Origin of the sequence: Paludisphaera borealis, assembly GCF_001956985.1 — a bacterium.
GTDB lineage: Bacteria > Planctomycetota > Planctomycetia > Isosphaerales > Isosphaeraceae > Paludisphaera > Paludisphaera borealis.
The window spans coordinates 4,565,552-4,590,879 of sequence record NZ_CP019082.1; the positions used below are offsets into that span (position 1 = coordinate 4,565,552).

The following is a 25,328-nucleotide window of genomic DNA, read 5'->3' on the forward strand; positions in this document are numbered from 1 at the left end:
CCTACTCTATATAATAGAGGCCTCCGCCGTGGTTTGAAAGCGCATTCTCGGCGGTTCGCTCCGGACGACGGATGCCGGCGCCGCCTCGTCGGGCCGCCCGTCGAAGGTCCATGACGCGCCCCGATCCAACAATCCGCGCGCGCATGTCGTTCGCGTTTGCGTTGAGAGGATGAGTGGAGAACCTGGATCGCGAGCTGCACGGCTTGATCGATTGATGCATTCTCTTGGGCCAGGATCGGAGCCGTCGGCCAGGGCCACGCCGAAACCGCCAGGACGAATCGTACGGATCGAGCTTGCATGGCCGCTCTCCTATCCATTGTAAGAGAGACGTCGGGCGATCGAGGCCGGTCATCGAAGGCGCCTCCTCCGCGCGGCCGTCTCACAGAGAAAGAACACGGGGGCCAGCGTGGTTGGGAAATCGGCCTCGATATCCGGCGAAAAAAACCAAGAAACCGAGGCCGGACCGCGCGGCGACGACGCTTTGACCTTGGGCGTCGGCCCGTTCCAAGCCCAGCGACGTTCCCAAAGATTTTTATGAGTTGACAGGAACGGGGTCTCCTCGTATAAGAACCTGAAGTTGTTCGTCGCCGGCGCGTTCCGACGCCCCGCGAATGCTATCGACGCGGCCGCATCTTGAGGACGATCTCGATCGTCCCGAACCCGCGGCCCCCGGCCCCGTCTCAACGGACCGGGATCGACGCCACCGTGATTCGGACGACCGCGAAAGGACCGCGGCGCCCGACGGCTCCGTCTCTTGAATCAAGCCGTTCTTGTGTCGACGGAATCAAGAGATTTAGACGTCCGAAAATATTCACGTCGCGATCAGGATGGAATGCGGCATGAGAGACATCAACGCATCGGCTTCGGCCGAATCGCTCGACGCACGACTTCGAACGCCCGATCGCGCCGCCTCGCCGCCGCGTCCGGAGCGGATCACCTGGATCGAGTCGGCGCGCGGGCTCGGCATCGTGCTGGTGGTGACCAAGCACATTTTGCACGGGCTCGCCGCCCACGGCCTGCTGACCGAATCGCCGGTCGCCCGCCTCTGGGACAGCCGATACTACAACCCTCAGATGGCCTTGTTCTTCGCGCTCTCGGGGCTGTTCGCCGAGCGGCTGGCGAGCCGGGGGGGCCGCGTCTTCCTGGCCGACAAGGCGGCGACGCTCCTTTACCCGTATTTCGTCTGGGCGAGCCTGCTCGGGCTCGTCCGGATCGCCGTGGCGGTTTCCGCCGGGCGCCCGGCGCCGGTCGAGTACCTGTTGCAACTGCCGGTGTACCCGCTCATGCAGTTCTGGTTCATCTACGTCCTGTTCTTCGTCTCACTCCTGTATTTCGCCTTGCGGCGGGCGGGGTTTGGGCCGGCGGTCTGCGTGGCCGTCACGCTGGCGCTCCATCTGTTCCGGCCATGGGGCGAAGAGAACATCCAGGCCTCGACGATGCCGATGTTGAAGATCTTCTACTACGCGCCGTTCTACGCCGTCGGCGCGCTCGCGGGGCTTCATCTCCCCAGGCTCCGCATCGAGGGGGCTTGGCGGCTGGCGGCCGTCGCGGCGACGGGCGTCGGCGTCAGCCTCGCCTGCGCCTTGAGGGGAGGGCTCGAAGACCCGCCCCTTCCCGTGCAGACGGCCGTGACCCTGATTGGGATCGCCGGGCTGATGGCGCTGGCGGCCCTCTTGAGCCGGCTGCCGGCGCTGAATTTCCTCCGCCCGTTGGGCCGCCGCTCGCTGGAGATCTACGCGCTCCACATGTTCGCCGTCGAGGGGCTGCGCCCGCTCTTGGCGGACGTCCTGCACATCCGCAACCCGGCGGTCCACTTCATTGTGGCCCTGACGGTGAGCATCCTCGGCTCGATGGCGTTCGTTCGGCTGTGCGAGCGATTCGGCGTCAAGTACGCCTTCCGCCTGCCCCGGCCCGGGAAGTCCGGGCCGCGCCCCGCTCCGCGCCGCGAGCCAGGCGTCGCGATGGCCTGACCCGGCTGCGTTCCGGCCTTCGGGCGTCCAGACTATCGATTCCTTCCTCTCGGTCGTATGGTGGATGTCCGCCCGCCGCGGGACTGATCCGCCTTGATCGAGAGGGAAGGAATCGAGATGTTTGCACGATTAACGACCGTGGCCGCCGCCGTGTTCCTGGTCCTTTCGCCGGGGGACGTTCAGAGTCAGCCGTCGGGCGTCGTGATCGAGGGCTGCTCGGTGTTCGACCCCGAGTCGGGGACGATGCTCGAAGGTCGGACGATCGTGGTGCGCGGGGAACGGATCGTCGCGGTGGCCTCGGCGGGGGAGAAGCTCGACGTCCCGCCGGACGCGACGCGGATCGACGGCCGCGGGCGGTTCGCCTTGCCGGGGCTGATCGACGCGCACGTTCATCTCGTGCACGTGCTCGACTTCGCCCACGTGACGGGGGACGAGGCCTTGCCGCTGTACCTTGCGGCCGGCGTCACCTCGGTTCGGAGCACGGGGGACGAGATCGTGGCCGCGACGCTGGTCGCCCGGTTCGCGGCGGCCCGTCCCGAATCGTCGCCGCGCGTCTTCACGTGCAGCCCGCTGCTCGACGCCGATCCCCCCATCCATCGCGACGTCGGCCGCGCCGTGACCGATCCGGCCCAGGTTCCCGCCATGCTCGACGAGATCAAGAGGTGGGGCGCGACCACGTTGAAGATTTACGCCGGCACGGGACGCGCAGTCGGGCGCGCGATCATCGAGGAGGGGCATCGTCGCGGCCTGTTCGTCACGGCCCATCTCGGCGCCTATTCAGCCCAGGACGCGGCGGCCGACGGCGTCGACGGGCTCGAACACATCTGGTCGGTGTTCAATTACGTGATCCCGCCCGAGGCGGCCGCGCAGCCGGGCTCGCGCGGGCGGCTCGACCTGACCAATCCGCTTTGCGAGTCGCTCGTCGCCGAGCTGGCTCGACGCAAGATTCACGTCGACCCGACGCTCGTCGTGTTCCGCAACATGATCATCCTGCCGGACGTCCCCGAGGTGCGCGACCATCCCGACAACGCGCTCGCCCCGCGTCGGCTCCGCGATTTCTGGCCGGTCTACCTGAAGCGCAGCGGTTGCCCGCAAGGTGGTCCGCTGGAAGACCGCCGCCGCGAGTTCGCCAAGTACCAGGAGCTGACCGCCAAGCTGTATCGGGCCGGCGTGCCGCTGCTGGTCGGGACCGACTCGCCCGAGCCGCAGGTGACGCCCGGCTTTTCGCTGCATCAAGAGCTGGAGCTGCTCGTCGAGTCCGGCCTGCCTCCCGCCGCCGCCCTGCGCGCCGCGACCCTGCACAATGCGAAGGTGCTGAACCAGCAGGATCACCTCGGCGCAATCGCCGCCGGCAAGCTAGCCGACATCGTGCTGTTGACCGCCAATCCGCTGGAAGACGTCCGCAACACTCGCCGCATCGAGCTGGTCGTCCGGGGAGGCCGCGTCTGTCGGCCGTCGGAGATCTTGAAGCACGCGCCCGCGGAGTGAGCTACTTGGCCTTCAGCGCGTCGATCGTCTTACGCAGCTCCTGGGCCTGGCGTTCGAGGTCGTCGGCCTGCTTGCCGAGGGCTTCCAGCGGGTTCGTGCCGGCGGCGCTGGAAAGCTGCTTGGTGAGCGCGTCGACGGCGGCCTTGAGGACCTCGCGGGCGTGGGCGTTGAATCCGAAGCTTTCGAGCCCCAGCCGAGCAGTGAGGACGGGAAGCGCCTTCTGGATTTTGAGCGTGTGCGCCAGTCGCCAGGCGCGGAGGCGGACGTGTTGGTCGGGGTCGTCGACCATGCCGACGATCAGGTCTTGAAGCGCGTCGTCGTCCTTCGCAAGTCGATCGAACGCGCCCAGCGCGCTGGTGCGCAGCGCGGCCGGCTGGCCTTGCTTGGAATAGAGCGCGGCGAGTTCGCGGGGCTTCGCGTCGGGCTGTTCGAGCAGCAGTTCGAGCGCCGTCGCGGCCAGCGTGTGCTTGCCGTCGGGCAGCTTCAGACCGGCCGCCAGCAGGTCGTCGGCGTCTTTCACCTTCCAGCCGACCAGCCCCTTGAGGGCCGCCCGACGCGCGTTGTACGCTTCCTTGGCGTCGGCCCAAACGGCCCGCAAGACGGCCTCGGCCGCGTCGTCGCGCGGCAGCTTCGACAGGCCGCGCACGGCCTGCACGCGCACCCGCGCGGCGGGGTCCTTGACGGCTTCCGTCAGCGCCGGCCGGTAGGCTTCGTCGGCCGTCGCGAGCAGCTCGACCAGCTCGGCCCGCGCCGGGATCGCCTTCTCTTTCTTCCAGGCCTCGGCCAGCAGCGGCTTGACGTCGGAGTGCTGTTTGGCGAGCCGGCCGAGGTCGTGGGCGGCGTCGAGGCGGTCGAGGACGCTCCGCGCGTGTTCGAGCTGGAACCGCAGCTCGTCGGCGGGCTTCTCGAAATCAACCTCCTTGATGAGCCAGCCGTGCGGGTCCATCAGCACCATTTGCGGCTTGGTCTCGGCGGGGATCACGAACTCGTGGGTCGCGCCGTCGATCACGATCGGAACCGACCGCGCGCGGCCGGGGGCGTCGGTGATTTCAATCGTGGTCGGCAGGCGAAACATGGGCGTCTGGTCGTCGAGTTTCTGGGTTTGCTCGACCTTGACGCGGACCGTCTTGTCCTCGGGCTCGTAATGCCAACGCACCTTCAGCTCGGGGTGGCCGGCCTTGGAGAGCCACTGGTCGAAGAACCACTTGAGATCCTTCCCCGTGGCCTTCTCGACGGCCTTGCGGAAGTCGTCGGTGTCGACGACCTGGAACTTGCGGTCGGCGACGTAGGCTTGGATTCCCTTCCACCAGGCGTCGTCGCCGAGATAGCCGCGGAGCATGTGGAGCGTCGCGCCCCCCTTGGCGTAGGTCATGCCGTCGAACATCTGGGTCGGGGCGCCGTACCGCGATTCGACGATCGGCCGGCGATACTGACGGTCGCTCCCCAGGTACGTCCGCAGCTCGTCGCGCATCCGGAGCCGGAACTCGTCCTCGCCCCGGGCGTGCTCTGTGAACAGCGGGTCGAAGTACGACGCGAACCCCTCGTTGAGCCAGATGTGCGACCAGTCCTTGCACGTCATCAAGTCGCCGAACCACTGGTGCGCCAGCTCGTGGGCGACGAGGCCGTCGTGGTCGCGTTCGAGGCCCTCGATCGCGTCGAGCAGCGCGTCGTCGGTCATCGACGTGGCCGACGTGTTCTCCATGCCGCCGTTGAATTCAGGGAGGCAAACCTGAGCATATTTGGGATACGGATAAGGCTGGCCGGTGACCTTGCCGAAGAACTCGATCATCCGGGGCGTGCGCCCCATGAACCGGCGGGCGGTCGCCTCGTCGACGTTCTTCGTCACGTAATAGTCGACGGGGAGGTCGCCGACCTTGTCGTGGAACGTGGCGAACTCCGACGCCGCCACGGTGATCAAGTAGCTGGAATGCGGCTGGTCCATCTTCCAGTGGAACGTCCGCGTGCCGTCGGCGTTCTCCGTGGTCTCGACGAGCCGTCCGTTGGAGACGACTGAGAGCGGCCTGGCGACGGTGATGATCATCTCGCTCGTCGCCTGATCGTTGGGAAAGTCGTAGCAGGGGAGCCAGTACCGCGTCTCTTCGGCCTCGCCCTGGGTCCAGATCGCCAGCGGACGGCCGGGATGGGTCGGGGCTGGCTCGACGAATTGCAGGCCCTGCTTGGGGGACGCCGAATAGGCGATGATCAGGTCGAAGGTCTCGCCTTGCCGCCGGGCCTCTTTGAGCGTGACGACCAGCTTCTTGTCGTCGGTATTCTTGACCTCGCACGGCGTCTTGTCCGTCCCGATCGTCGCCGAGGCGATCTTGATGTCGGGGCCGCAGTCGAGCACGACCTTCGACAGGTTCGGGTCGATCGCGGTCAGGGTGTGAGTCACCTTGCCTCGAACTTGCTTCTCAGCCGCGTCGAGCGTCAGCTCGGCCTTGATGTGCTTGACGTCGAACGTGCGGATTCGCTCGGTCCGCTTCGCCGCGCCCGGCTTGGCGAACGGCCGTCGGCCCTCGGATCGACCGGTCGGCTGTTGAGCCGACGATTCGACCGCGCCGCAGACCAGGATCATCCCGACCATCCAGCAGCGAATCCCGGTCCTCATGCGTTGGTCCGATCGGTGAAGGGCAAAGGGCGGAAGGCCGTCGTGCATTGAAGCAATGGACAACCTTTTTTACTCTCGAATGAGAGGATCGGTCAATCGGCTCGTCGGGGGACCGGCCTCACAGAGGCCGGCTACAATTCAAGCATGAGGCGGTTGCTTTCATGAATCCTTTCGGTTTTGTACGAATCGCCTGCGCCTCGATCCGGACCGCGGTGGCGAACCCCGAGGCCAACGCGCGTGAGATCGTCGGCGTGCTCGAACAGACGGCCGACTGCGACGTCGTCCTCTTTCCCGAGCTGTGCCTCGCCGGCTACACGTGCGCCGATCTGTTCGGCCAGCCGACGCTGACCGACGCCGCCCTGCGCGGTCTGGTGCACGTCGCGAGGGCGACCGAGGGGAGCCACCGGCTGGTGGTCGTCGGCCTGCCGCTGGAGGTCGGGCCGTACCTGTACAACGCCGCGGCGGTCGTCTCCAACGGCCGGGTGCTGGGCGTCGTCCCCAAGCAGCATTTGCCGAATTACAAGGAGTTTTACGAGCGCCGATGGTTCCGCGCGGCGACCGGCGACGAGCCCGCCGAAATCGAGCTGCTGGGTGGTCGCACGCCATTCGGGATCGACCTGCTGTTCGAGGCCGGCTCGGGCGTGACGGTCGGCGTCGAGATCTGCGAGGACCTCTGGCTGCCGATCCCGCCGAGTTCGTTCCAGGCGCTGGCGGGGGCGTCGATCCTCCTGAACCTGTCGGCCAGCAACGAATTGATCGGCAAGAGCGGTTACCGGACCGACCTGGTGGTGGGGCAGTCGGGCCGTTGCGTCGCGGCCTACGCTTACGCGGGGAGTGGGCCGACGGAGTCGACGACCGACCTGGTCTTCGGCGGCCACTGTCTGATCGCCGAGAACGGCCGGCTGCTCGCGGAGTCGCCGCGCGTGGGGGACGGCCGTCCCCCACGCCGCGACTCGTACTGGATCGTTCAGGACGTCGACGTCGCCAAGCTCCAGACCGATCGCCGCACCACGACCTCGTTCGAGCCGCCGCCGGGCCTCGCCCTTCGCTCGTTCCGGCGGATTCCGTTCCACCTCCCCGCGACGACGTTCGACCTCAAGCGGTTCGTCCCCGCCGCGCCGTTCGTGCCGGCGGAAGGACCTGAGCTGAACCGCCGCTGCTCCGAGATCTTCGAAATCCAGTGTGCCGGCCTGGCCAAGCGGATCGAGCAGCTTCCGGCCGGCTCGACGCTGAACCTGGGGGTCTCCGGCGGCCTCGACTCGACCCTCGCGTTGCTGGTCGCGGTCAAGACGCTCGACTTGCTGGGCATCGAGCGGTCGAAGCTGCGCGGGCTGACGATGCCCGGGTTCGGGACGACCAGCCGGACTCGCACGAATGCGATCGACCTGATGCAGCACCTGAACGTCGAGGCCGAGACGATCGACGTCTCCGAGCTGGCGCTGCGGTCGTTCCAGGAACTCAACCACGCGCCGTTCGGGATCGACTGTCGGTCGATGGACCTGGAGGCGTTTCGCAAGGCGCTCCACGACGTGCCGCCCGAGAAGCGGCACGACCTGGTGTTCGAGAACGTTCAGGCGCGGCTGCGGACGTTCCTCTTGATGTCGCGCGGGTTCGTGGTCGGCACCGGCGACCTCTCCGAATCGGCCCTCGGCTGGTCGACGTACAACGCCGATCACATGAGCATGTACAACCCGAATTGCTCGATCCCGAAAACGCTCGTGCGGTTCCTGGTCCGCCACGTGGCGATGACGGAGTTCCCGGCCGGGCCGGTGCGCGACACCTTGATCTCGATCGCCGACACGACGATCTCGCCCGAGCTGCTGCCGGCCTCGGCGAAGGGCGAGATCACGCAGTCGACCGAGGACGCGCTCGGCCCCTATGAGTTGCACGACTTCATCCTCTACCACGCCGTGCGGTGCGCGTATCCGCCCGAGAAGATCCTTTTCATCAGCAAGTTTGCCGCGTTCTCGAAGCCATACACGTCGGACCAGATCGAGAAGACGATGAAGACGTTCTACCGCCGCTTCTTCCAGCAGCAATACAAACGCTCATGCGTCCCCGACGGCCCCAAGGTCGGCTCCGTCAGCCTCTCCCCCCGCGGCGACTGGCGCATGCCCTCCGACGCCGATTCGTTCGAATGGCTGCGGTGGGCGGAGGGGTGAGGATCGGATAATGTGCTCGCATCAGCGGGTTACGTCGAGGCCGACATGGATCTTCCCACGCGACCCGAAGTCGCAACCGTACTGCGAAGGTTGAATAATGGCGAACAAACGCGACAGTCCGCGTCGGCGTGGGCCTGCGGCTGGTTGGTCGGCGACTCTCGCATCAGCGATCTCGTAGTATGGGAGGCTCTGGAACTGCTCGGAGCGGCCGACTTGGTCAATACAGACAGGCCATTCCTGTACGATGTCGAAGACTTCCAGGACTGCCTGAGCACTCTTTCAACGCCGGTTTGAAGGCAAAATGCGAGTCGAAGCGCCGGGACCCTCATCCGGCCGTCCCGGCCACGTTCTCCCGGAGGGAGAAGGGGAAAATTTCGACGATCCGTCCTGCGCCCCATGCCTCGTTTTCAAAGCGGCAGCGTCCGGTCTTCATCGGCGGCGCGGCGGATGGCGTTGACGTACTCGTGGGCGAGGCGGGCCGGGACGGGGAGCCGGTACTTGAGGGACGTCGCCAACGTCACGGCGACGGCGCTCTCCAGGTCGCAGCGGTGGCCGGGGGAAACGTAGACGGGGCTGACGCGTGAGCGGGTCCGGACGACCGAGCCGACGACCTCGCCCCGGTGGACCAGCGGGCTGCGGTCTCCTCGGTCGGGGCCAGGCTCGTCGTACTTGCCGCAGAGGAGCGACTTGGCGCAGCCGATCGTGGGCAGCTCGAGCCAGAGCCCAAGATGGCAGGCCAGGCCGAGCCGGCGCGGGTGCGCGGTCCCCTGGCCGTCGCAGAGGACGACGTCGGGGCGAGCCTGCAACTTCCGGAAGGCTTCCAGCACGACGGGCGCCTCGCGGAACGAGAGCAGGCCCGGGATATACGGGAACGTCGCCTTGCCGACCACCCCGACCCGCTCGACCAGCTCGAACGTCCCCGCCCGCACGACGATTACGGCCGCGTAGAGCCAATCGCTGTACTTGTTGTACGACACGTCGGCCGCCGCAATCGTCTCCCACGGCCCGAGCGGGGGCGAGACGTCGACGTTCGCCGCCAGCGACTTCTGAATCGCCCTCGCCTCGGCGGGGTCCACGTCCCAGGAGTGGAGGGGCGCGAATTCCATCACGATGCCCTGGAGCGGTGGCCGATGCCCATCCAACGAAGATCTACGCCAGCCAGTACAAACGCTCGTGCGTCCCCGACGGCCCCAAGGTCGGCTCCGTCAGCCTCTCCCCCCGAGGCGACTGGCGCATGCCCTCCGACGCCGATTCGTTCGAATGGCTGCGGTGGGCGGGAATTTGATCTCGATTGCCGCGGCCCTTCGACGGGCCGTTTGCAAAGCTTTGAGTTAATTAAACTGACTCAGCAATGCGGAGTGCGGATGGTCCCCTGAACACATTGATCACCACTACGGCAATCTGTTATAACCCAGAATGAAAAAATATGGTGCGATTATTTGTTCGGGGAAGAGCTGACGCTAGCTATTGGTATGCCTATTTTGGGAGTCAAGCATGAATTCTGCAAGCATTAGGGGCGCGATACAGTTTGAATTTATCATCAATAATGCAAGCTCTTGGCCCCCTGCAGAAACGTCGCTGGTGTCTCGAAATCAAGTTGGTGAAGGCATAATACTGCTTTCCGCTCACAGCGATGGCCATTTCAGCGTTGGGATTGAGACGACAACGGGCGAGTCCATTGGAAGTGCGGATTTCGGACGTGTCTTGCTGAGGGGGACGGGAAAGTGCGTCCTCTTCTATACTTGGGATTTGAATGACATACATCTCTACGCGGGCGGTATTGCTCTTCAGCCTTATGAACCTGATGTCGCGCCACGGGAAATTGAGCTAATACCCCTGGCAAACGGTCCAAGTTCGCTCGTGCATCCAGGTGCCTCACAAGCATGCCAAACGTGGATAACGAATCGCGCCGCGAAGTTCGGGCCGATCAAGCCACGAGATGGCAGGAGAATGAAGAGTGTCGATGAGCAAGCGAAAGATTTGCGCACATCTATAGCTAACTTGAGAATCATCACAGCCTCGATCAGCAACAACCAAGGTTTGTCATCGCTTGTCGGTTACCTTGCTACCGAGTTGAGAGCATTAACTCATTGGGAGAATGACGCAAGAAAGGATGGGGGTTACAATCCATTGCTCCTCAGGATGGCGAGTAAGCGTAGTCTGCCACTACCTGTTTATGGCTGGAGAGATCTCATTGCTAAAAAAGTACCGATTGCCAGGCAGCCCGACTTCTTTATTCATAATAGTGGTGCTACGCTCAACCAGATTTCGCCTGGTCAGCACCTAATGGATCTTCAAGAGTGGTTAAAAGAAGATATCGTCGTAGTTCGCCTCCCTCAGAATCCGCCCGCCACGGTTGAAAGACGCCTTTCCACAAAGACATTGATTTCCGAAGCTTCCAACTCGCTGGGGGTTTCCCACTATGACGAGGACGTATCGCACGCGCTCAGCATGATGAGAGAAATGGTGTTTCATAACATGGATCTACTTGCCATGTATCTATGCTGTGCCGCGATGCTCGTTGCGGATCTAGGAGAGTGGGTTCTCAACGACCTTGCGAGACACAGTATTATCGCGCTTTAGCGCAGTGGTGCTATGTTCGCATTAAACAAGATGACATGTACTTCTCGGCTATAGCAAGGGCTTCGAATGGCTCGAAGAATTCGTATCGGTCCCTCCCTAAAACCAAAGCCTTCGCGTCGTCGTCTCCATCTCCAGAGACGTACCAATCGGAATGCCCGTGATGCCGCCTCTGGTTAAGCACTTGTACGGCCATCCCCAGCGTCATCATGGTAAGGCCCTCCCAGAAAGTATGCAGTTTTAAACTCGCCCGCTCCTCCTACTTTGACTCGCTCAGCTGCGTTTTGGCTTTCACAAACGCAAGTGGCTTCTGTCCTTTGGAGGTCGACTGTTCTTCTTCGGCACCACGCACGACCGTATTTTCTTGGTTTGTAGGCAGAGAAGTTCCGCACCACGTCCCCATCGGTCGCGCATCGTGGAAAACGCCCCGCTCGAGTGGGCCTAGGCCTTATCGAAACTGTCGATAGTCAAAGCAACGGCTAGCTTATTATGACATGGGTTGTGCGGTCTGAGACTACAGACTCGTTTGTGCGATGGTTTTGTAAAAATTTCAGCCTTGTGGGATGGGCGCTGCCCATCTCAATCGAGCCTTGGCGTAAGACGGTACGCAATACCCAACCCGCAAGAAATGGAGCTTGGTTGCCACGTCGGAATCGTTATGCCGTAACGATTTGGGACGTTTGGCATCTGCGGAACTACGCCAGCAACTCCTTCCGGATCTTGGCGTCGTCCTCGACGCCGATGAGGCGTTGGGGGAGGCCCTGGTAGAGGAACCGGTAGTTGAAGGGGTCGAGGCCGAGGAGGTGGAGGATGGTGGCCTGGAGGTCGTGGACGGTGACCGGGTTCTCGGCGATGCTGTAGCCGAGGTCGTCGGTCGAACCCAGGGAGACGCCGGGCTTGATGCCGCCACCGGCCGCCCACAGGGTGAAGCAGTGCGGGTGGTGGTCGCGTCCCAAAAACGTCGAGCCGCCGCGCGCCTCGTTCATGGAAGTCCGGCCGAACTCGCCCCCCCAGACGACGATCGTGTCGTCGAGCAGACCGCGCCGTTTGAGGTCGGTTAAGAGGGCCGCGACGGGGCGGTCGACGTCCTTGCACTTCTTGGGGAGTTGGTTGACGATGTCGTCGCCGGGGCCAGTGCCGTGGCAATCCCATCCCCAGTCGAAGAGCTGAACGAACCGCACCCCGCGCTCGACCAGGCGGCGGGCGAGCAGGCAGTTGTTGGCGAACGACGACGTCCCCGGCTCGGCGCCGTACATCTCATGGATGCTCGCGGGCTCCTGGCGGATGTCCATGACGTCGGGGACCGACATCTGCATCCGAAACGCCAGCTCGTACTGGCTGATTCGGGTCAGCGTCTCGGGGTCGCCGAACTCTTGCAGCTCGTGCTCGTTGAGCTGGCGGAGGGCGTCGAGGGTACGGCGGCGGTCGTTGCGGTCCATCCCCTTGGGGTTGCCGACGTACAGCACCGGGTCGCCCACGGTCCGACATTGCACCCCCTGAAACACGCTGGGCAAAAACCCGGTGCTCCAGAGCGCCTTGCCGCCGGTCGGGTCGGTGCCGCCGCTGATCATCACGACGAAGCCGGGGAGGTCCTGGTTCTCGGACCCGAGCCCGTACGTGATCCACGAGCCCATCGCCGCGCCGCCGTTGCGGGGCGAACCCGTGAACATGAAAAGCTCGGCCGGCGCGTGGTTGAACTCGCTCGTGACCATCGACCGGATCACCGCCGCGTCGTCGATCACCCCCGCCGTGTGGGGGAGCAGCTCGCTCATCCACTGCCCGCTCTGGCCGCGCTGGGCGAACTTGTAGGGCGTCCCCAGCATCTTGGGGTGCCCCTTGATGAACGCGAACCGCTGCTTCTTGAGCAGCTCGTCGGGGCAGGGCTGCATGTGGTACTTGTTCAAGAGCGGCTTGTAGTCGAACAGCTCTTGCTGGGGAGGCCCCCCCGACATGTGAAGATAGATGACGCGCTTGGCTTTGGCCGGCAGCTTCGGCGGCTTGGGCGCGAGCGGGTTCGCGGCGGCGGCCGCCCCGACGGCGTCGCCGGCCCGGCCGTCGCGGCCCATGAGGGCCGCCAGGGCGATCGCCCCGAGCCCGGTCTGCGACCGCTTGAGGAACTGGCGGCGAGTCGAGAGCCGGGCGTGCTCGAGGTGCAGCTCTTGGTCGAGATTGAGTCGGACGTCGAAGCTCATGGCGTTCAACCCCTGGTCAGTACGGCGTCGAGGTTCAGGAGCACGTTGGCGACGGCGGTCCAACCCGCCAGTTCGGCCGGGTCCGCGCCGTCGGGAAGCGGCCCGAGCGGTTCGGTGGCGAGGCTCAGGGCGGCGGCCTTGTCATCGGCGTACCGCGCCCGCTCGCCGTTGTACAGCGCGACCACCTGCGCGACCTGCTCGGGCCGGGCGGGGCGGCCAGTGCAAAGTTCCAGGGCGTAGCGGACGCGGTCGTCGACGCCGGCCCCTCCCTCGCGGACGATCCGCCGGGCCAAAGCCTGCGCGGCCTCGATGTAGACCGGATCGTTCAAGGTGACGAGCGCCTGGAGCGGCGTGTTGGTGCGAACCCGCTTGATGGCGCAGATCTCGCGGCTGGGGGCGTCGAACGCGGCCATCGACGGGTACGGAATGGTCCGCCGCCAGAAAGTGTAAAGGGCGCGGCGGTGCTTGTCGCCGCCGGGGCTCGTCGCCCAGGTCCGCTGGCCGTTGAACGCGGCCTGCCAGAGGCCGTCGGGCTGCGGCGGGAAGACGCTCGGTCCGCCGATCTTGCGGTCCAACAGCCCGCTGAGGGCGAGCGCCTGGTCGCGGACCATCTCGGCTTCGAGGCGGATGCGCGGGGCGCGGGCGAGCAGGCGGTTCTTGGGATCGCGGGCGAGGTGCTCGGCCGTCACTTTCGACGACTGGCGGTACGTCGCCGAGACGACCATGCGGCGGATCATCGCCTTGACGTTCCAGCCCGAATCCATGAATTCGACCGCCAGCCAGTCGAGCAGTTCGGGATGGCTGGGAAGCTCGCCCTGGGTGCCGAAGTCTTCCTCGGTCTCGACGATCCCCGCGCCGAACAACTGCGCCCAGTAGCGGTTGACCGCCACGCGGGCCGTCAGCGGGTTGTTGCGGTCGACGAGCCACTTCGCCACCGCCAGCCGATCGACCGGCGCGTTCGAGGGCATCGGGTGCAGCGCCTTGGGCACGGCCGCCTCGACCACGTTTCCGGGATCGAGGAAGTTACCTTTCAAGAGCACCTTCGTGATCCGTCGCTTCTCCTTGGGAAGCTCGACCATGACCGGCAGCGTGGGGATCTCGGGCTTCGATTTTTCGAGCTTGGCGATCTCGTCGCGGACCGGCTTCAGTTCGGGGGCGATCGACAGATAATGCTTCACAAGCGCCTGGATCTGTTCGGGCGACCGCTTCGACGCGGGGAGGTCGACGATCGCGAGCACGTCCTTGGGGACGTCCTTCCGCGCGGGCTCGTGGTCGGGCGAGGCGGTCAGGCCGGCTTCCCACTTCGCCCGCGCCTCGGCCTCGTTGGGAATCGGCGCGTCGAGCTTGGGCCTGAGCGCGGCGATCTGGGCGTCGATCTCCTTGATCCGGGCGTGGGCCTCGGGCGAGGGCAGGGGGAGGACCGGCGACTCGTCGGGTTGATCGTTGTCGGCGGTCTGGTTGAAGATCGCGAAGAACGAGTAATAATCGTCGTGCGTGATCGGGTCGTACTTGTGGGTGTGGCACTTGGCGCACCCCATCGTCAAGCCCATCCAGACCTGCATCGTGGTGTCGACGCGGTCCTTGATCGCCGCGATCCGGAACTCCTCGTCGTCGGTGCCCCCTTCGGTGTTGGTCATCGTGTTGCGATGGAAGGCGGTGGCGAGCTTCTGCTCGACGTCGGAATTCGGCAGCAGGTCGCCGGCGATCTGTTCGACGGTGAACTGGTCGTAGGGCTTGTTGGTATTGAAGGCGTTGACGACCCAGTCGCGGTATCCCCAGATCGTCCGGAGCGGGTCCGAGCCGTAGCCGGCCGAGTCGGCGTAGCGGGCCAGGTCGAGCCACATCCGCGCCCAACGCTCGCCGAACGACGGATCGTCGAGGAACCGATCGACGGCCCGCTCGTACGCGCCGGGGGCGTCGTCGTCGAGGAACCGCTTCAGCTCCTGGGGCGTCGGCGGCAGGCCGCGAAGGTCGAGGCTCACGCGCCGCAAGAGCGTGGCGCGGTCGGCCTCGGGCGACGGCTTCAGGCCCGCGCGCTCGATCCGGGCGAGGATGAACCGGTCAAGGCCGCCGCGCGGCCACGAGGCGTCGGCGACCTTCGGCGGCTCGACGGCCTTCGGCGCGATCAGCGCCCAGTGCTCGGCGTACTTCGCCCCCTTCTCGATCCACTTTCGCAAGATCGCGATCTCGTCCGGGCTGAGCCGGGGGCCGGTCTTCTTGGGAGGCATCCGCAGCGTCTCGTCTTCCTCGATGAGCCGGTCGAGCAGGGCGCTGGAGTCGGGGTCGCCGGGGGTGATCGCCGTCTCGCCGCTCTTGAGCGTCTTGACCGCCTCGTCGTGGAGGTCGAGCCGCAGGCCGCGCGCCCGCTTGCTCTCGTCGGTGCCGTGGCAGGGGAAGCAGTTCTTCGAAAGGATCGGCCGGACGTCGCGGTTGTACTCGACGTCGTCGGGCGGCGGCGGACCGTCGGCGGCGGCCGTCCGTCCCCACGAAGCGACGAGGCACAGCGCCGCGAAGCAAACCACCTGTCGTCGCGACAGCGCATGACACGATGGGAACGATCGGTTCATCTGGATTCGACTCCCGTATCCACCGAGGCGAGAACTCGGGCGGGTTGGATCGATCGAGCGTCAAGGCGGGCCGTACAAAGGGGGGACGCGACCGACCCGTCGCGCCATCTTCCTTCTATTGTGGCGTTGTCGATCGTCGGCGCTCAAGCCCGGAGCGATCCAACCGCGACGGCCTTCCTTCGGAAATCCATCGGATTCCGCCCTTGCACCCAATGATCATCTTGAATCAATTTCGAGAAATCGCGGATGCATGGCGGTCCGCAAGCCTTGATTTTCGATCCAGGCGTCGCTCACGATTGCCGGCATGATTCGGAACGAAGCGGCGTGTCGCCGTCTGGGAACGCCCGATCCGATGAGAAATGAAACGGAGTAGTCGGCCGCGACGCCCCATTTTCATAGGGATTATCGCGTTGGTATGCGTATTCGACTCTATTCGGCCTGGGCGTCTTCGATTTCGACGCGGTCGCGGCCGAGGGATTTGGCGCGGTAGAGGGCGGCGTCGGCGCGGCGGATGAGTTGCTGGGGGGTCTCGCCGGGGACGGCCTGGGCGACGCCGAAGCTGGCGTAGAGCTGGCGGTCGCCGAGTTCGCGGGGGGTGGCGGTCGGGGTGTTCGCCCGCAGCCGTTCGGCGATCCGGGCGGCCGTTTCGAGCGTATGGTCCGGGAACAGGACCATGAACTCCTCGCCGCCGAAGCGGGCCACCAGGTCCTCGGCCCGGCACTGCCGCTGGAGCAGGTTGGCGAACTCCACCAGGGCGCGGTCGCCCGTGGTGTGGCCCCAGGCGTCGTTGATCTGCTTGAAGTGGTCGAGGTCGGCGATCATCAGGCAGAACGGGCGGTGGTCGCGGTCCAGGACCTGAAGATGCAGGTCGAGCATGCGGTCGAGGTGTCGGCGGTTGGCCAGGCCCGTCAGCGGGTCGCGCTCGGCCGCCTCGCGGACCTGCCGGAACGCGTGCTCCACGGCGATCGACGACGTCGCGTCGCGAAACGTCGAGAGACCGCCGACGAGCACGCCCCGATCGTTGCGCACCGGCGTGCTGCGGACTTCAACCCAGATCCTCCGGCCGTCCTTGCGCTTCAGGAACAGATGGGCTGCGGCGGGCCGTTCCCGGGCCGTACACTGCAAGAATGGTAGTTCCTCGCGCTCGAGCGCGGCGCCCGAATGGTCGGTCCACTTGAGCGCGTCGAGCAAGCCGAGCTGGTGCAGCGCCTCGTCGCGGCTATAGCCGGAAAGCCGCTCCGCCGCCTCGTTCCAGTAGACGACGCGGTGGTCGGCGTCGAGGAAGCAAACCGCGTCGGGAAGTCGGTCGAGCAGCGCCTTGTAGAGGTCGAACCCGGCCGCCTCGGGCTCGGGCAGGGGGACGGCCGCCGGGGCGTCGTCGGAGGTCGCGGTCCGTGGGTCGTCGGCTCCAGGTTCGGCTTCGATTTCGAGCCGTTCCGGGTCGCTCCAGGTCCGCGGCAGCACGCTCCAGTCGTCGGCGGGGCAGGGCGCGGCGTGCGCGGAGGAACGATCGTCGGGCGGCCGCCGCTTGATCATCGTGACTTCGTTGCCGGCGGCGTTGAAGCTCACTTCGTCCATGAACGACCGCATCAGCAGCAGCCCGCGGCCGGAGGGGCGGAGCAGCTCATCGGGCTCGATGGGCCGCTCCGCCAGTGACACGTCGAACCCCTGGCCCTGGTCGCGGATCACGAAACCCGAGATCTTGGGGTCGTGGAAGATGTTCAGGACGACGCGGCGGTCACGATAGGGGGCGATGCCGGCGCGCTCGCGGACCAGGGCGTCGAACCGCCGCTCGTCCCCCTGGCGAAGCTCGGAGGAGACGCCGAGGTTGCCGTGGAAGACGGCGTTGCGCAGGGCCTCGTCGAGCGCGATCGTGATCCGCAGGACGTCGGCCTTGTCCCAGCGGTTGAGGGCTTCGATCTGCTGCTTGACGAACTCAAGCGTCGAGGCGATCTCCTCGGGCTCGTTGTCGAGGATGAACTGCGACTCCTTGCGGATCAGCCCCTGAAGCCCGCGCCGCCACCGCGAGACGCTCGACGCAGCCTGGATCACGCGCTCGAGGATCGGTTGCAGCTCGACGGCCAGGCGGCTCTTGGGGACGTAGTCGGTGGCGCCGACGCGGAGGGCCTCGATCGCCACCTCTTCGCTGCCGTGCGCGGTCATCAGGACGACGGGGATGCCCGGGTGCTCGCGACGGATCGTCCGCACGAGGTCGAGGCCGGACATCCCCTCCATCATGAGGTCGGTGACGATGGCCGACACCGCGCCCTGGGCGAGCCGTTCCAGCGCCTCGGCGGCGTTCTGAGCGTAGCAGACCTTGCAGGAGGCGTTGCGCTCGATCAGGGCGCCCGCGTGCAGGCGGTCGATCGGGTTGTCGTCGACGACCAGCACCATCGTCTGGTCGACGGCCGTCGCGGCTCCGTCGCCGACCCTCATATCGGCGTGCGCGCCGTGGGCGATGGTCATGGCGGTTCCTCGTTTCTCCTTCACGGTGATCCTCCGATCGACGTGCCTACATCTTCACCCTGACGCGCTGGCGACGAGTTCGCAACCGCTCATCTGGTCGAGCGCCGCGGTCAGGTCGGCGATCAGGGCTTCTACAACCGGCAGGCGGGCCAGCGCGTCGGCCAGCCGCCCCTGTTTTCCCAACCGCTCGACGTCGTGCAGCGCGTCGAGCCTGTCTCGAATCAAGAACACGCTCGTCGAGCCCTTCAAGGTATGGGCCGCGCGGGCGACGGCCGTCGCATCGCCGGCCCGCACAGCGTCGCGGACGGCGCCAAGCTGCGTCGGCGCGTGAATCCGGAACAGGTCGGCGAGCTGGGCGAGCACCGAGGCGTCGCCCCCGGCCTGCGCCAGCGCGAACCCGAGGTCGAAGGCGGGCTTCGGAGCGGCGGCGGGTCGGCCCCCTTTCATGCCCCCGAGCGAGGTTACGAGCACTTCCAGCTCGTCGCGGCGGATCGGCTTGGAGAGGTAGCCGTCGAAGCCGGCCTCTAGGCAACGCTCCTGATCGCGCGGCATCGAGTGGGCCGTGAGGGCGACGACCGGCGTCCGGCCCCCTCGTCCGTCGTCCGCGTCGCGGATCGAGGCCAGCGCCTCGAACCCGTCCATCTCGGGCATCTGGATGTCCATGAGGATCAGGTCGAACGACCCGGCCAGGTACGCCGCGACGCCGGCCCGGCCGTCGTCGGCGATCGTCACCCGATGGCCGAGCTGTTCGAGCATCGCCGAGGCCACCTTCTGGTTGACCGGGTTGTCCTCGACCAGCAAGACCCGCAGCCGATCGCGCGCGCCGGTGGGTTCGTCGGCCCGCCGCTCCCCGTCGCCCGAACCATCGTCGGCGGGGGCGAGCAGGGCCAGAAGGCTCCGGCAAAGGTCTACTCGTCGGAGCGGCTTGTGGAGAATCCGGCTGATCCCGAGGGCCTCCGCGCGGCTTTCGAGGCCGCCGTCGCCGCTGGACGTGGTCATCAAGAGCGGCGTCGACCGCAGTCGGGCGTCGGCCCGGATCGCCGCCGCCAGCTCCAGACCGTCCGTTCCGGGCATCATGTGGTCGAGCAGCGCCAGGTCGAACGGAGCGCCGGCCCGCGCGGCCCGCCGCATGGCTTCGAGGGCGGACTGGGCGTCGGCCGCGGCGGTCGCCTCGATGCGCCAGCCGGCCAGCAGCTCGACGACGATCCGGCGGTTGGTCTCGTGGTCGTCGACGACCAGCACCGACCGGCCGGCCAGCCGCTTGACCCGCTCGCGCGGGATCGGCTCGGAGACGGCCGACGAGCCGACCAGCGGGATCGTGAAGCGGAACGTGCTGCCCAAGCCGGGCCGGCTGTCGATCTCGATCCGTCCCCCCATGAGCTGCACCAGACGATCGGCGATGGGGAGGCCCAGCCCGGTCCCGCCGTAGCGGCGGGTCGTGGAGCTGTCGGCCTGCTCGAACGGCTCGAAGACGGCCTTGTGCTTGTCAAGCGGGATGCCGACGCCGGTGTCGCGGACCGTGAATCGAAGATTGTCGGGCCCGCCCGGCTCCTCCTCCGACGCGCGATCGACGGTCACCACGACTTCCCCCTCGGAGGTGAACTTGATCGCGTTGCCGACCAAATTCACAAGCACCTGACGGAGCCGCTTGGAGTCGCCGACGACGCCGTCGGGGACGTCTGGACCGAGCCGGCAGGCCAGCTCCAGGCCCCGGGCGTGGGCGCGCACGGCCAGGGCCCGCATCGTCCCCTCGACCAGGTCGCGGAGGGCGAACGGGATCGGGTCGAGCGTCAGCTTGCCCGCTTCGACCTTCGAGAAGTCGAGGATGTCGTTGATGACCGCCAACAACGATTCGGCCGAGTCGTCGACGGTCTCCACGAAGTCGCGCTGGCGAGGGGTCAGCTCGGTGTCGAGCAGCAGCTCGGTCATGCCGATGACTCCGTTCATCGGCGTCCGGATCTCGTGGCTCATGTTCGCCAGGAACTCGCTCTTGGCCTGGTTGGCCCGCTCGGCGGCGGCCCGCGCGGCGTCGAGGGTGTCGATCAGCCGCAGCCGCTCGATCGCCATGCCGACCTCCGAGGCGACCAGGTGGAGCACTGTGAGCACGGTCGCCGCCGCGGGCTTCCGCCGCGCGATGGTCATCGCCGCCGCCGGCTCGCCGCCGCATTCGAGGGCGAAGCCGATCGTCTCGATCGGCGATTCGCCGTCGTCGGTCGTCCCCGTCCGGACCACCGTCGTCCGCGTCGCCTTCACTCGATCGAGGAGCCGACGCTCGTCGGCCCCGGCGGCGAGTCGGTCGTCCCCCGCCTCGGCGCACAGGACGTCGCGGTCGGTCGCCGGGTCGGTCGTCCAGAACCGGACCGAGGCGTCGAGCCGATCGGCCAGGACCGTCGCGATGCTCTGGAGCATCGTCGGCAGCGACGACGACCTCGTAAGCACCGCGCCCGCCTCGGCTTGCATCTCGGAGAGCCACACCCGCTCCTGAAGCTGGCCCTCGAACCACTTGCGGGCGCTCAGGTCGCTCATCACGCCGACGGTGTGCCAGCGGCGGCCGAGCCGGAACGTCGAGACGCACAGCTCGATCGGCACCCGCTCGCCCCCCTTGCGGAGGGCGGCCAGCTCGATCGTGTCGCCGCGAACCCCGCCGTCGTCGCTCCGTTCCGACGCGGGCAGCCCCCGGCGGTAGTCGTCGAACAGTTCCGGCGGGCTCAGCAGCCGCCGCAACTCGACCCCCGTGACCTCCTGGCGGCTGTAGCCCAGCGTCCGCTCGGCCGCGTCGTTCCAGTAGGTGATCTCGCCCCGGTCGTCGATCACCACGATCGGATTGAGCGCCGCCTGCGAGATACCCCGGAACCATTCTTCCGAGACGCGGATCGCCTCGGCGACGCGGGCCTCGCGGTGAAGCTGGCGCCAGACCAGGACGATCCCCAGCAGGCCCAGGCCGACGGCCAGACCGGCCAGCCGCTGCGCCCGCGACAGGCCGTCGAACCCCCCCGCGCCGATCATCTCGACGGCGATCATCGGGCCCGGCTTGCCGTCGGCCCGCTTGAGCGGGGCGAACGCCCGCGAGACCACCAGGCCGCCGCTCTCGACCTCCGGGTCGAGCACGATGCTCGTGTTGGTGTCGAAAAACGGCTCCGCGGCCCGCTCGTCGTGATCGACCGCTGGACCACCTTCGTCGTCCGAGCTTGCGAGCCGGCGGATCTGGTTGCCCTGGCGCTCGAGGATTTCGATCCGGCGGCAGTCGCCGTAGACCTTCCGCACGACGTCGAGCTCCGCCTGGACGCTCGTCCGACCTGGGTCGTCGACCGATCGCGGGGTCAGGAACGGCTCGGGGTCGATCAGCGCCGCGAGCGTTTCCGCCAGGGCTTTCAGTTCCCATCTCAACTGCCGGTCTTCCAGTTCGCCGACCTGGAGCACGAACAGGAATCCTCCAAGCAGTGCCGCGGTGAGGAGGAACGTCATCCGCAGGGCGAGTCGCTTGTCCATGTTCACCCGAGAGATGAGGGTGCGGAACTCCGGCGTCGCCCCGTCGATGGGGGCGAACGTCGTTGCGGACGCGCTCGTCCGTCGAGCCTTCCGTCCGTCGTTCCTATCAGAGTGTAGGACATCTATCGCGGTCACGCCCGATCGAATTGAGAGGCGCGAAGCGACGCGTCCTTCCCGATGAACGAGGGGCGAAAAGGCCGCGCAAGCCAGGCGCGAGTTCCGGAGACGGAAGTCGCGCCGCCCCGTTGTTTTCCATCGAGTCGGTCGAGGGCGGCGAGAAGAAGGTGGATCGACGACTCAGGACGCTAGCTCGACGGCTTGTCGACCGGGGCGTCGAGCCGCTTGATGAGCGTGACCTCGTTGCCCGGGGTGTTGTACCAGAAGTCGTCGACGAGGCCGCGAGCGAGCATGATGCCGAACCCCCCCTCGCGAATCCCCAGCTCATTGCGCAGGTCGATGTGGCCGATGGGGTCTTCGTCGGAGGCGGCGTGCGGCAGGTTGCCGGGGTTGAACCCGGGCCCCTGGTCCTTGATGATCAGCGTGATGCAGTTGGGGTCGATGCGGTAGGTGATCCGCAGCACCAGGTCGGCGTTCTTGCGGTGGCCCCACTCGATGGCGTTGCCCCCCATCTCCATCACGGCCTGCTTCAGATCCTTGATCTGGCGGTCGGTGAGCGGGGTGTGGGCGAACAGGTCGGCCAGCATGTCGTTGGCTTGCTGGAGATAGGTCAGTTCGCTGCGGATGTCGAAATTGATCTCGCCGTGGGTGCCGCGCTTCTGGTGCTCCTCATGCCAGGCGAGCGCCTTGTCCATCGCCTCGTAAAGCTGCGTGGGCGTGAACGGCTTGGACAGGTAGCCGTTGGCCCCGACCCGCACCCCGGCGGCCCGGTGCTGCGACGATTCGAGAGCCGTGACCATCACGATCGGGATCAGGTTCGTTTCCCGATCCCGCTTCAAGCTGTCGCAGAGGGCGAAACCGTCGTATCCCGGCAGCATGATGTCGAGCAGGATCAACGCGGGCTTATGCTCGGCGACGGCGGCCTTGACCTGCCCACCGGCGTAGAGCTGGATCGGTTCGAAGCCGCGGGACCGAACGAAGCTGGCCAGGATGTCGTTGGTGTCGCGCTCATCGTCGACGATCAGAACCGTGCGCGGCATGGGCATAACTCAACGTGCAAACGGAATATCGACTCTTTCCAACCTCGCCGATGAAATCTCGGCAGGGTGGGAAATATTGTCACGCGCCGCCTCGATCGTGGCAAGGGATTGATCCGACCGAGTCCCTCGCTGAGAACCCGCCGAAGCGGTCGCGCCCGACGTGCGTCGTCTGGGATCGGCGCATCCGGCGGCCCACTCTCTTTCCCTGCATCCAACAAACCCGAACTCTCGCGGCGCCCGGCGCCGTCTCAGGACGGCCTCGGCCTCGGCCCTGCATCATCAGAAGAGATCACGCCGGGCCGGCGCTCCTCTCTCCTTGAGATAGCAAGATCCGCGGCGATTGTGACCCCGCCGCCGAGCGGACGAGCCGCCCTCTTAATCTAAGGGCCCGGGGACCCCACTGTCCAGCCCCCTTGTCCCGGCTCCCCTCCGTCCCCGGACGCCCCCCCTCGCGACGGCCGCCGAACGCCCCCGCTCGCGGCGGGCCGAAGCGACGAATCCGGCCTGAAGGCGAAAAGAGTAATTAAAATTTCTTAATGATAAGTTTTTAGTCTTTGTGGTTGATACAGAAGAACAGGAGTCCTCCTCCTCTCGGGGGCCGTCCCGCCGCCGTCGCCGGCCCGGATCCGGCGTGCCGCCCGCGTGAGAGAGAAGTCGCGCTATGTGAATCATGAAATGAAAACATTTGGGAAATGAAGATAGGAATTACATGGGCCGGCCTTCGGGGGACGGCAAGTCCTAAAGTATTAGGAGATAGTGTGCCGAAAACCGGACGAATTACGAGAAAACCGGTTGCATGGGTTGGTTCGCGGAATTATAGTCTGCTCAATTGATTCTAGCAGTCGCGCGCCGAATGCGCCCCCCAATGGACCGTGCAATGCGGGGCGGTTGAATCGCAGGTGAGCAGTCGTTCCAGCGCGCGGAGGACGTTGTTCGCTCGAGGCTTGGAAGCCTTGGCCGGGATGGTCCGCGCGTGCCTCGGGAGGGACCGACGCCGAGAGGATCGCGGCGCGGCGGCGTGCTGTTTTGTTGTAAAGCCTTGCGTTTTGTGATGGATTCGGAACGCGATCAATAGGTTTGGACATTTCGGAGTTTGTCATGCCTCTTCCAGGTACCGTCCGCGGGTGGTTGGTTTTCGGCGTCGGTCTCGGTCTGGCCGTTCTCCTCAGTGGATGCGGCGACAGTGAGGGGGGCGGCTCGGGCCGGTTCGTCCCGAACGAGAACAAGATCGAGAAGATCAACGGGATGTCCCCGTCCGAGGCGTACCACAAGGGCGACGCGCGACGGAAGTGACGCCGCGCCTTGAGCTTTCGTTTCAAGTCGACGAGGACGGTCCCACGGGGCTGGTTCTCCTCGCACGTTCCTTCGTCGTTTTTCAATCCGTATTCGGATCCAGGGGGGGAGTCATGAGTCTTCGAGTTCGACGCGGCTTCACGCTCATCGAATTGCTGGTGGTGATCGCGATCATCGCCGTCTTGATCGCATTGCTTCTGCCGGCGGTGCAGTCGGCTCGCGAGGCGGCCCGCCGCGCCCAGTGCACGAACAACCTCAAGCAGATCGGCTTGGCGTTGCACAATTACCACACGTCGTCGAACGTCTTCGCGATGGGCGGCTCGCGGTCGAACCGGGTGTACCAGGCGTCGCCGACGACCTACGACGACTGGACGACCTGGAGCGCCCACGCCATGATGCTCCCGTACATCGAGCAGGCGCCGCTCTACAACGCGATCAACTTCAACTTCTCGCCCGAGGAGAGCGACGGAACGCCCAATGCCGCGCAGGGCACGGTGGTGCTCGCCATCGTCAACGGCTTCCTCTGCCCCTCCGACTCCAACGCCGGCCGTCGCAACACCAACAGCTACCACGGTTCGTACGGCACGACGACCAACAGCAACGTGTTCTACCCCAACGACAACAACAACGCGGGTTGCAACGGCCTGTTCACGGTCATGCAGAGCTACGGCGTCAAGGACTGCACCGACGGCTCCTCGAACACCATCGCGTTCGCCGAGGCGCTGACCGGCAACGGCCAGGGCAACGGCCGGATCGGCGGCGGTGGGAACGCGCCCAGTCTGTATCGCGGCAACGTCGTCATGCCCGCCTCGGGCGAGCCGGCGAACGCCCGCGTCTACAACGGATCGAGCCAGATGGCTGCGGTCATGGCGGGCCTCCAGGCCTGCGCCACGTCGTTCGTGGCGGGCAACATCGCCGACCACCGCGGCTGGCGGTGGGCTGACGGCACCTCGGGCTTCACGATGTTCAACACGATCCAGACCCCCAACGACAGCCAGTTCCGCTTCGGCGGCTGCCGGTTCGGCTGCGGCGCAGGCTGCAACATGGACTCTGGATTCAGCTACAGCGCCAGCAGCAACCATTCCGGCGGCGTCAACACCTTGCTGGCCGACGGCAGCGTCCGCTTCGTCAAGGACTCCATCAGCCGGCCCATCTGGTGGGGCCTCGGCACCCGCGACGGCGGCGAAGTCATCAGCTCCGACAGCTATTGATCGGACCGATCGCTCTGTACCCTTCCAAAAGGGGCCGGGCCGGAGTTCCAAGCGACTCCGACCCGGCCTCGCCGCGCGCCGATGGGCTCGCCGGTCGTTCCGTTGATCCTCTGAAGAGCTGCGCCGCGAGCCCGACCAGTGGTTC

General features: G+C 66.1%; 14 protein-coding genes. 7 read left to right on the top strand and 7 right to left on the bottom strand.

The window, feature by feature from the left end; genetic code table 11:
- The first annotated feature begins 839 nt into the window (after nt 1-839).
- Both BSF38_RS17710 and BSF38_RS17715 read left to right on the top strand, forming a co-directional pair.
- A complete protein-coding gene (locus BSF38_RS17710; RefSeq protein WP_076347803.1) occupies nt 840-1,970 on the top strand; it encodes an acyltransferase family protein in 1,131 nt (376 codons plus the stop codon).
- A 117-nt stretch (nt 1,971-2,087) separates the two neighbouring features.
- Nucleotides 2,088-3,458: an amidohydrolase family protein gene (locus BSF38_RS17715; RefSeq protein ID WP_145952198.1), complete on the top strand. Its 1,371-nt coding sequence runs from the start codon at nt 2,088-2,090 to the stop codon at nt 3,456-3,458.
- Nucleotide 3,459: 1 nt separating this feature from the next.
- On the opposite strand, the gene BSF38_RS17720 is transcribed toward BSF38_RS17715, so the two are convergent.
- Complete coding sequence (locus tag BSF38_RS17720) at nt 3,460-6,066, bottom strand: M1 family aminopeptidase (protein WP_168189408.1); 2,607 nt, start codon at nt 6,064-6,066, stop codon at nt 3,460-3,462.
- Nucleotides 6,067-6,227: 161 nt separating this feature from the next.
- Between BSF38_RS17720 and BSF38_RS17725 the strand changes: the two genes are divergently transcribed.
- Entirely contained in the window at nt 6,228-8,228 is a 2,001-nt protein-coding gene (locus BSF38_RS17725) for an NAD(+) synthase (protein ID WP_076347809.1), read from the top strand.
- Between the two features lie 407 nt (nt 8,229-8,635).
- On the opposite strand, the gene nfi is transcribed toward BSF38_RS17725, so the two are convergent.
- Complete coding sequence (gene nfi, locus BSF38_RS17735; RefSeq protein ID WP_076347811.1) at nt 8,636-9,334, bottom strand: deoxyribonuclease V; 699 nt, start codon at nt 9,332-9,334, stop codon at nt 8,636-8,638.
- Nucleotides 9,335-9,351: 17 nt separating this feature from the next.
- Between nfi and BSF38_RS31390 the strand changes: the two genes are divergently transcribed.
- Nucleotides 9,352-9,513, top strand: coding sequence for a hypothetical protein (locus BSF38_RS31390; protein ID WP_168189277.1), 162 nt, complete (start codon nt 9,352-9,354; stop codon nt 9,511-9,513).
- Nucleotides 9,514-9,722: 209 nt separating this feature from the next.
- A complete protein-coding gene (locus BSF38_RS30775; RefSeq protein ID WP_145952200.1) occupies nt 9,723-10,811 on the top strand; it encodes a hypothetical protein in 1,089 nt (362 codons plus the stop codon).
- Between the two features lie 692 nt (nt 10,812-11,503).
- Here the strand turns inward: BSF38_RS30775 and BSF38_RS17750 are convergent.
- The 5 genes from BSF38_RS17750 to BSF38_RS17770 form a co-directional block, all read right to left on the bottom strand.
- A complete protein-coding gene (locus tag BSF38_RS17750) occupies nt 11,504-13,000 on the bottom strand; it encodes a DUF1501 domain-containing protein (protein WP_076347817.1) in 1,497 nt (498 codons plus the stop codon).
- 5 nt (nt 13,001-13,005) lie between these two features.
- Nucleotides 13,006-15,567, bottom strand: a complete 2,562-nt coding sequence (locus BSF38_RS31720) for a PSD1 and planctomycete cytochrome C domain-containing protein (RefSeq protein ID WP_076347819.1) — start codon at nt 15,565-15,567, stop codon at nt 13,006-13,008.
- 429 nt (nt 15,568-15,996) lie between these two features.
- Nucleotides 15,997-18,033 (bottom strand): diguanylate cyclase, encoded by a 2,037-nt coding sequence (locus BSF38_RS17760; RefSeq protein WP_076347821.1) that lies wholly within the window; start codon nt 18,031-18,033, stop codon nt 15,997-15,999.
- 54 nt (nt 18,034-18,087) lie between these two features.
- A complete protein-coding gene (locus tag BSF38_RS17765; protein WP_076347823.1) occupies nt 18,088-21,522 on the bottom strand; it encodes a hybrid sensor histidine kinase/response regulator in 3,435 nt (1,144 codons plus the stop codon).
- Nucleotides 21,523-21,827: 305 nt separating this feature from the next.
- Nucleotides 21,828-22,679 carry a response regulator gene (locus tag BSF38_RS17770; RefSeq protein ID WP_076351063.1) on the bottom strand — a complete coding sequence of 284 codons (852 nt, stop codon included), beginning with the start codon at nt 22,677-22,679 and terminating at the stop codon, nt 21,828-21,830.
- Between the two features lie 1,098 nt (nt 22,680-23,777).
- Here BSF38_RS17770 and BSF38_RS17775 point away from each other — a divergent pair.
- Nucleotides 23,778-23,972 (top strand): hypothetical protein, encoded by a 195-nt coding sequence (locus tag BSF38_RS17775; RefSeq protein ID WP_145952201.1) that lies wholly within the window; start codon nt 23,778-23,780, stop codon nt 23,970-23,972.
- Nucleotides 23,973-24,085: 113 nt separating this feature from the next.
- Entirely contained in the window at nt 24,086-25,183 is a 1,098-nt protein-coding gene (locus BSF38_RS17780; RefSeq protein WP_076347827.1) for a DUF1559 domain-containing protein, read from the top strand.
- Nucleotides 25,184-25,328 lie beyond the last annotated feature (145 nt).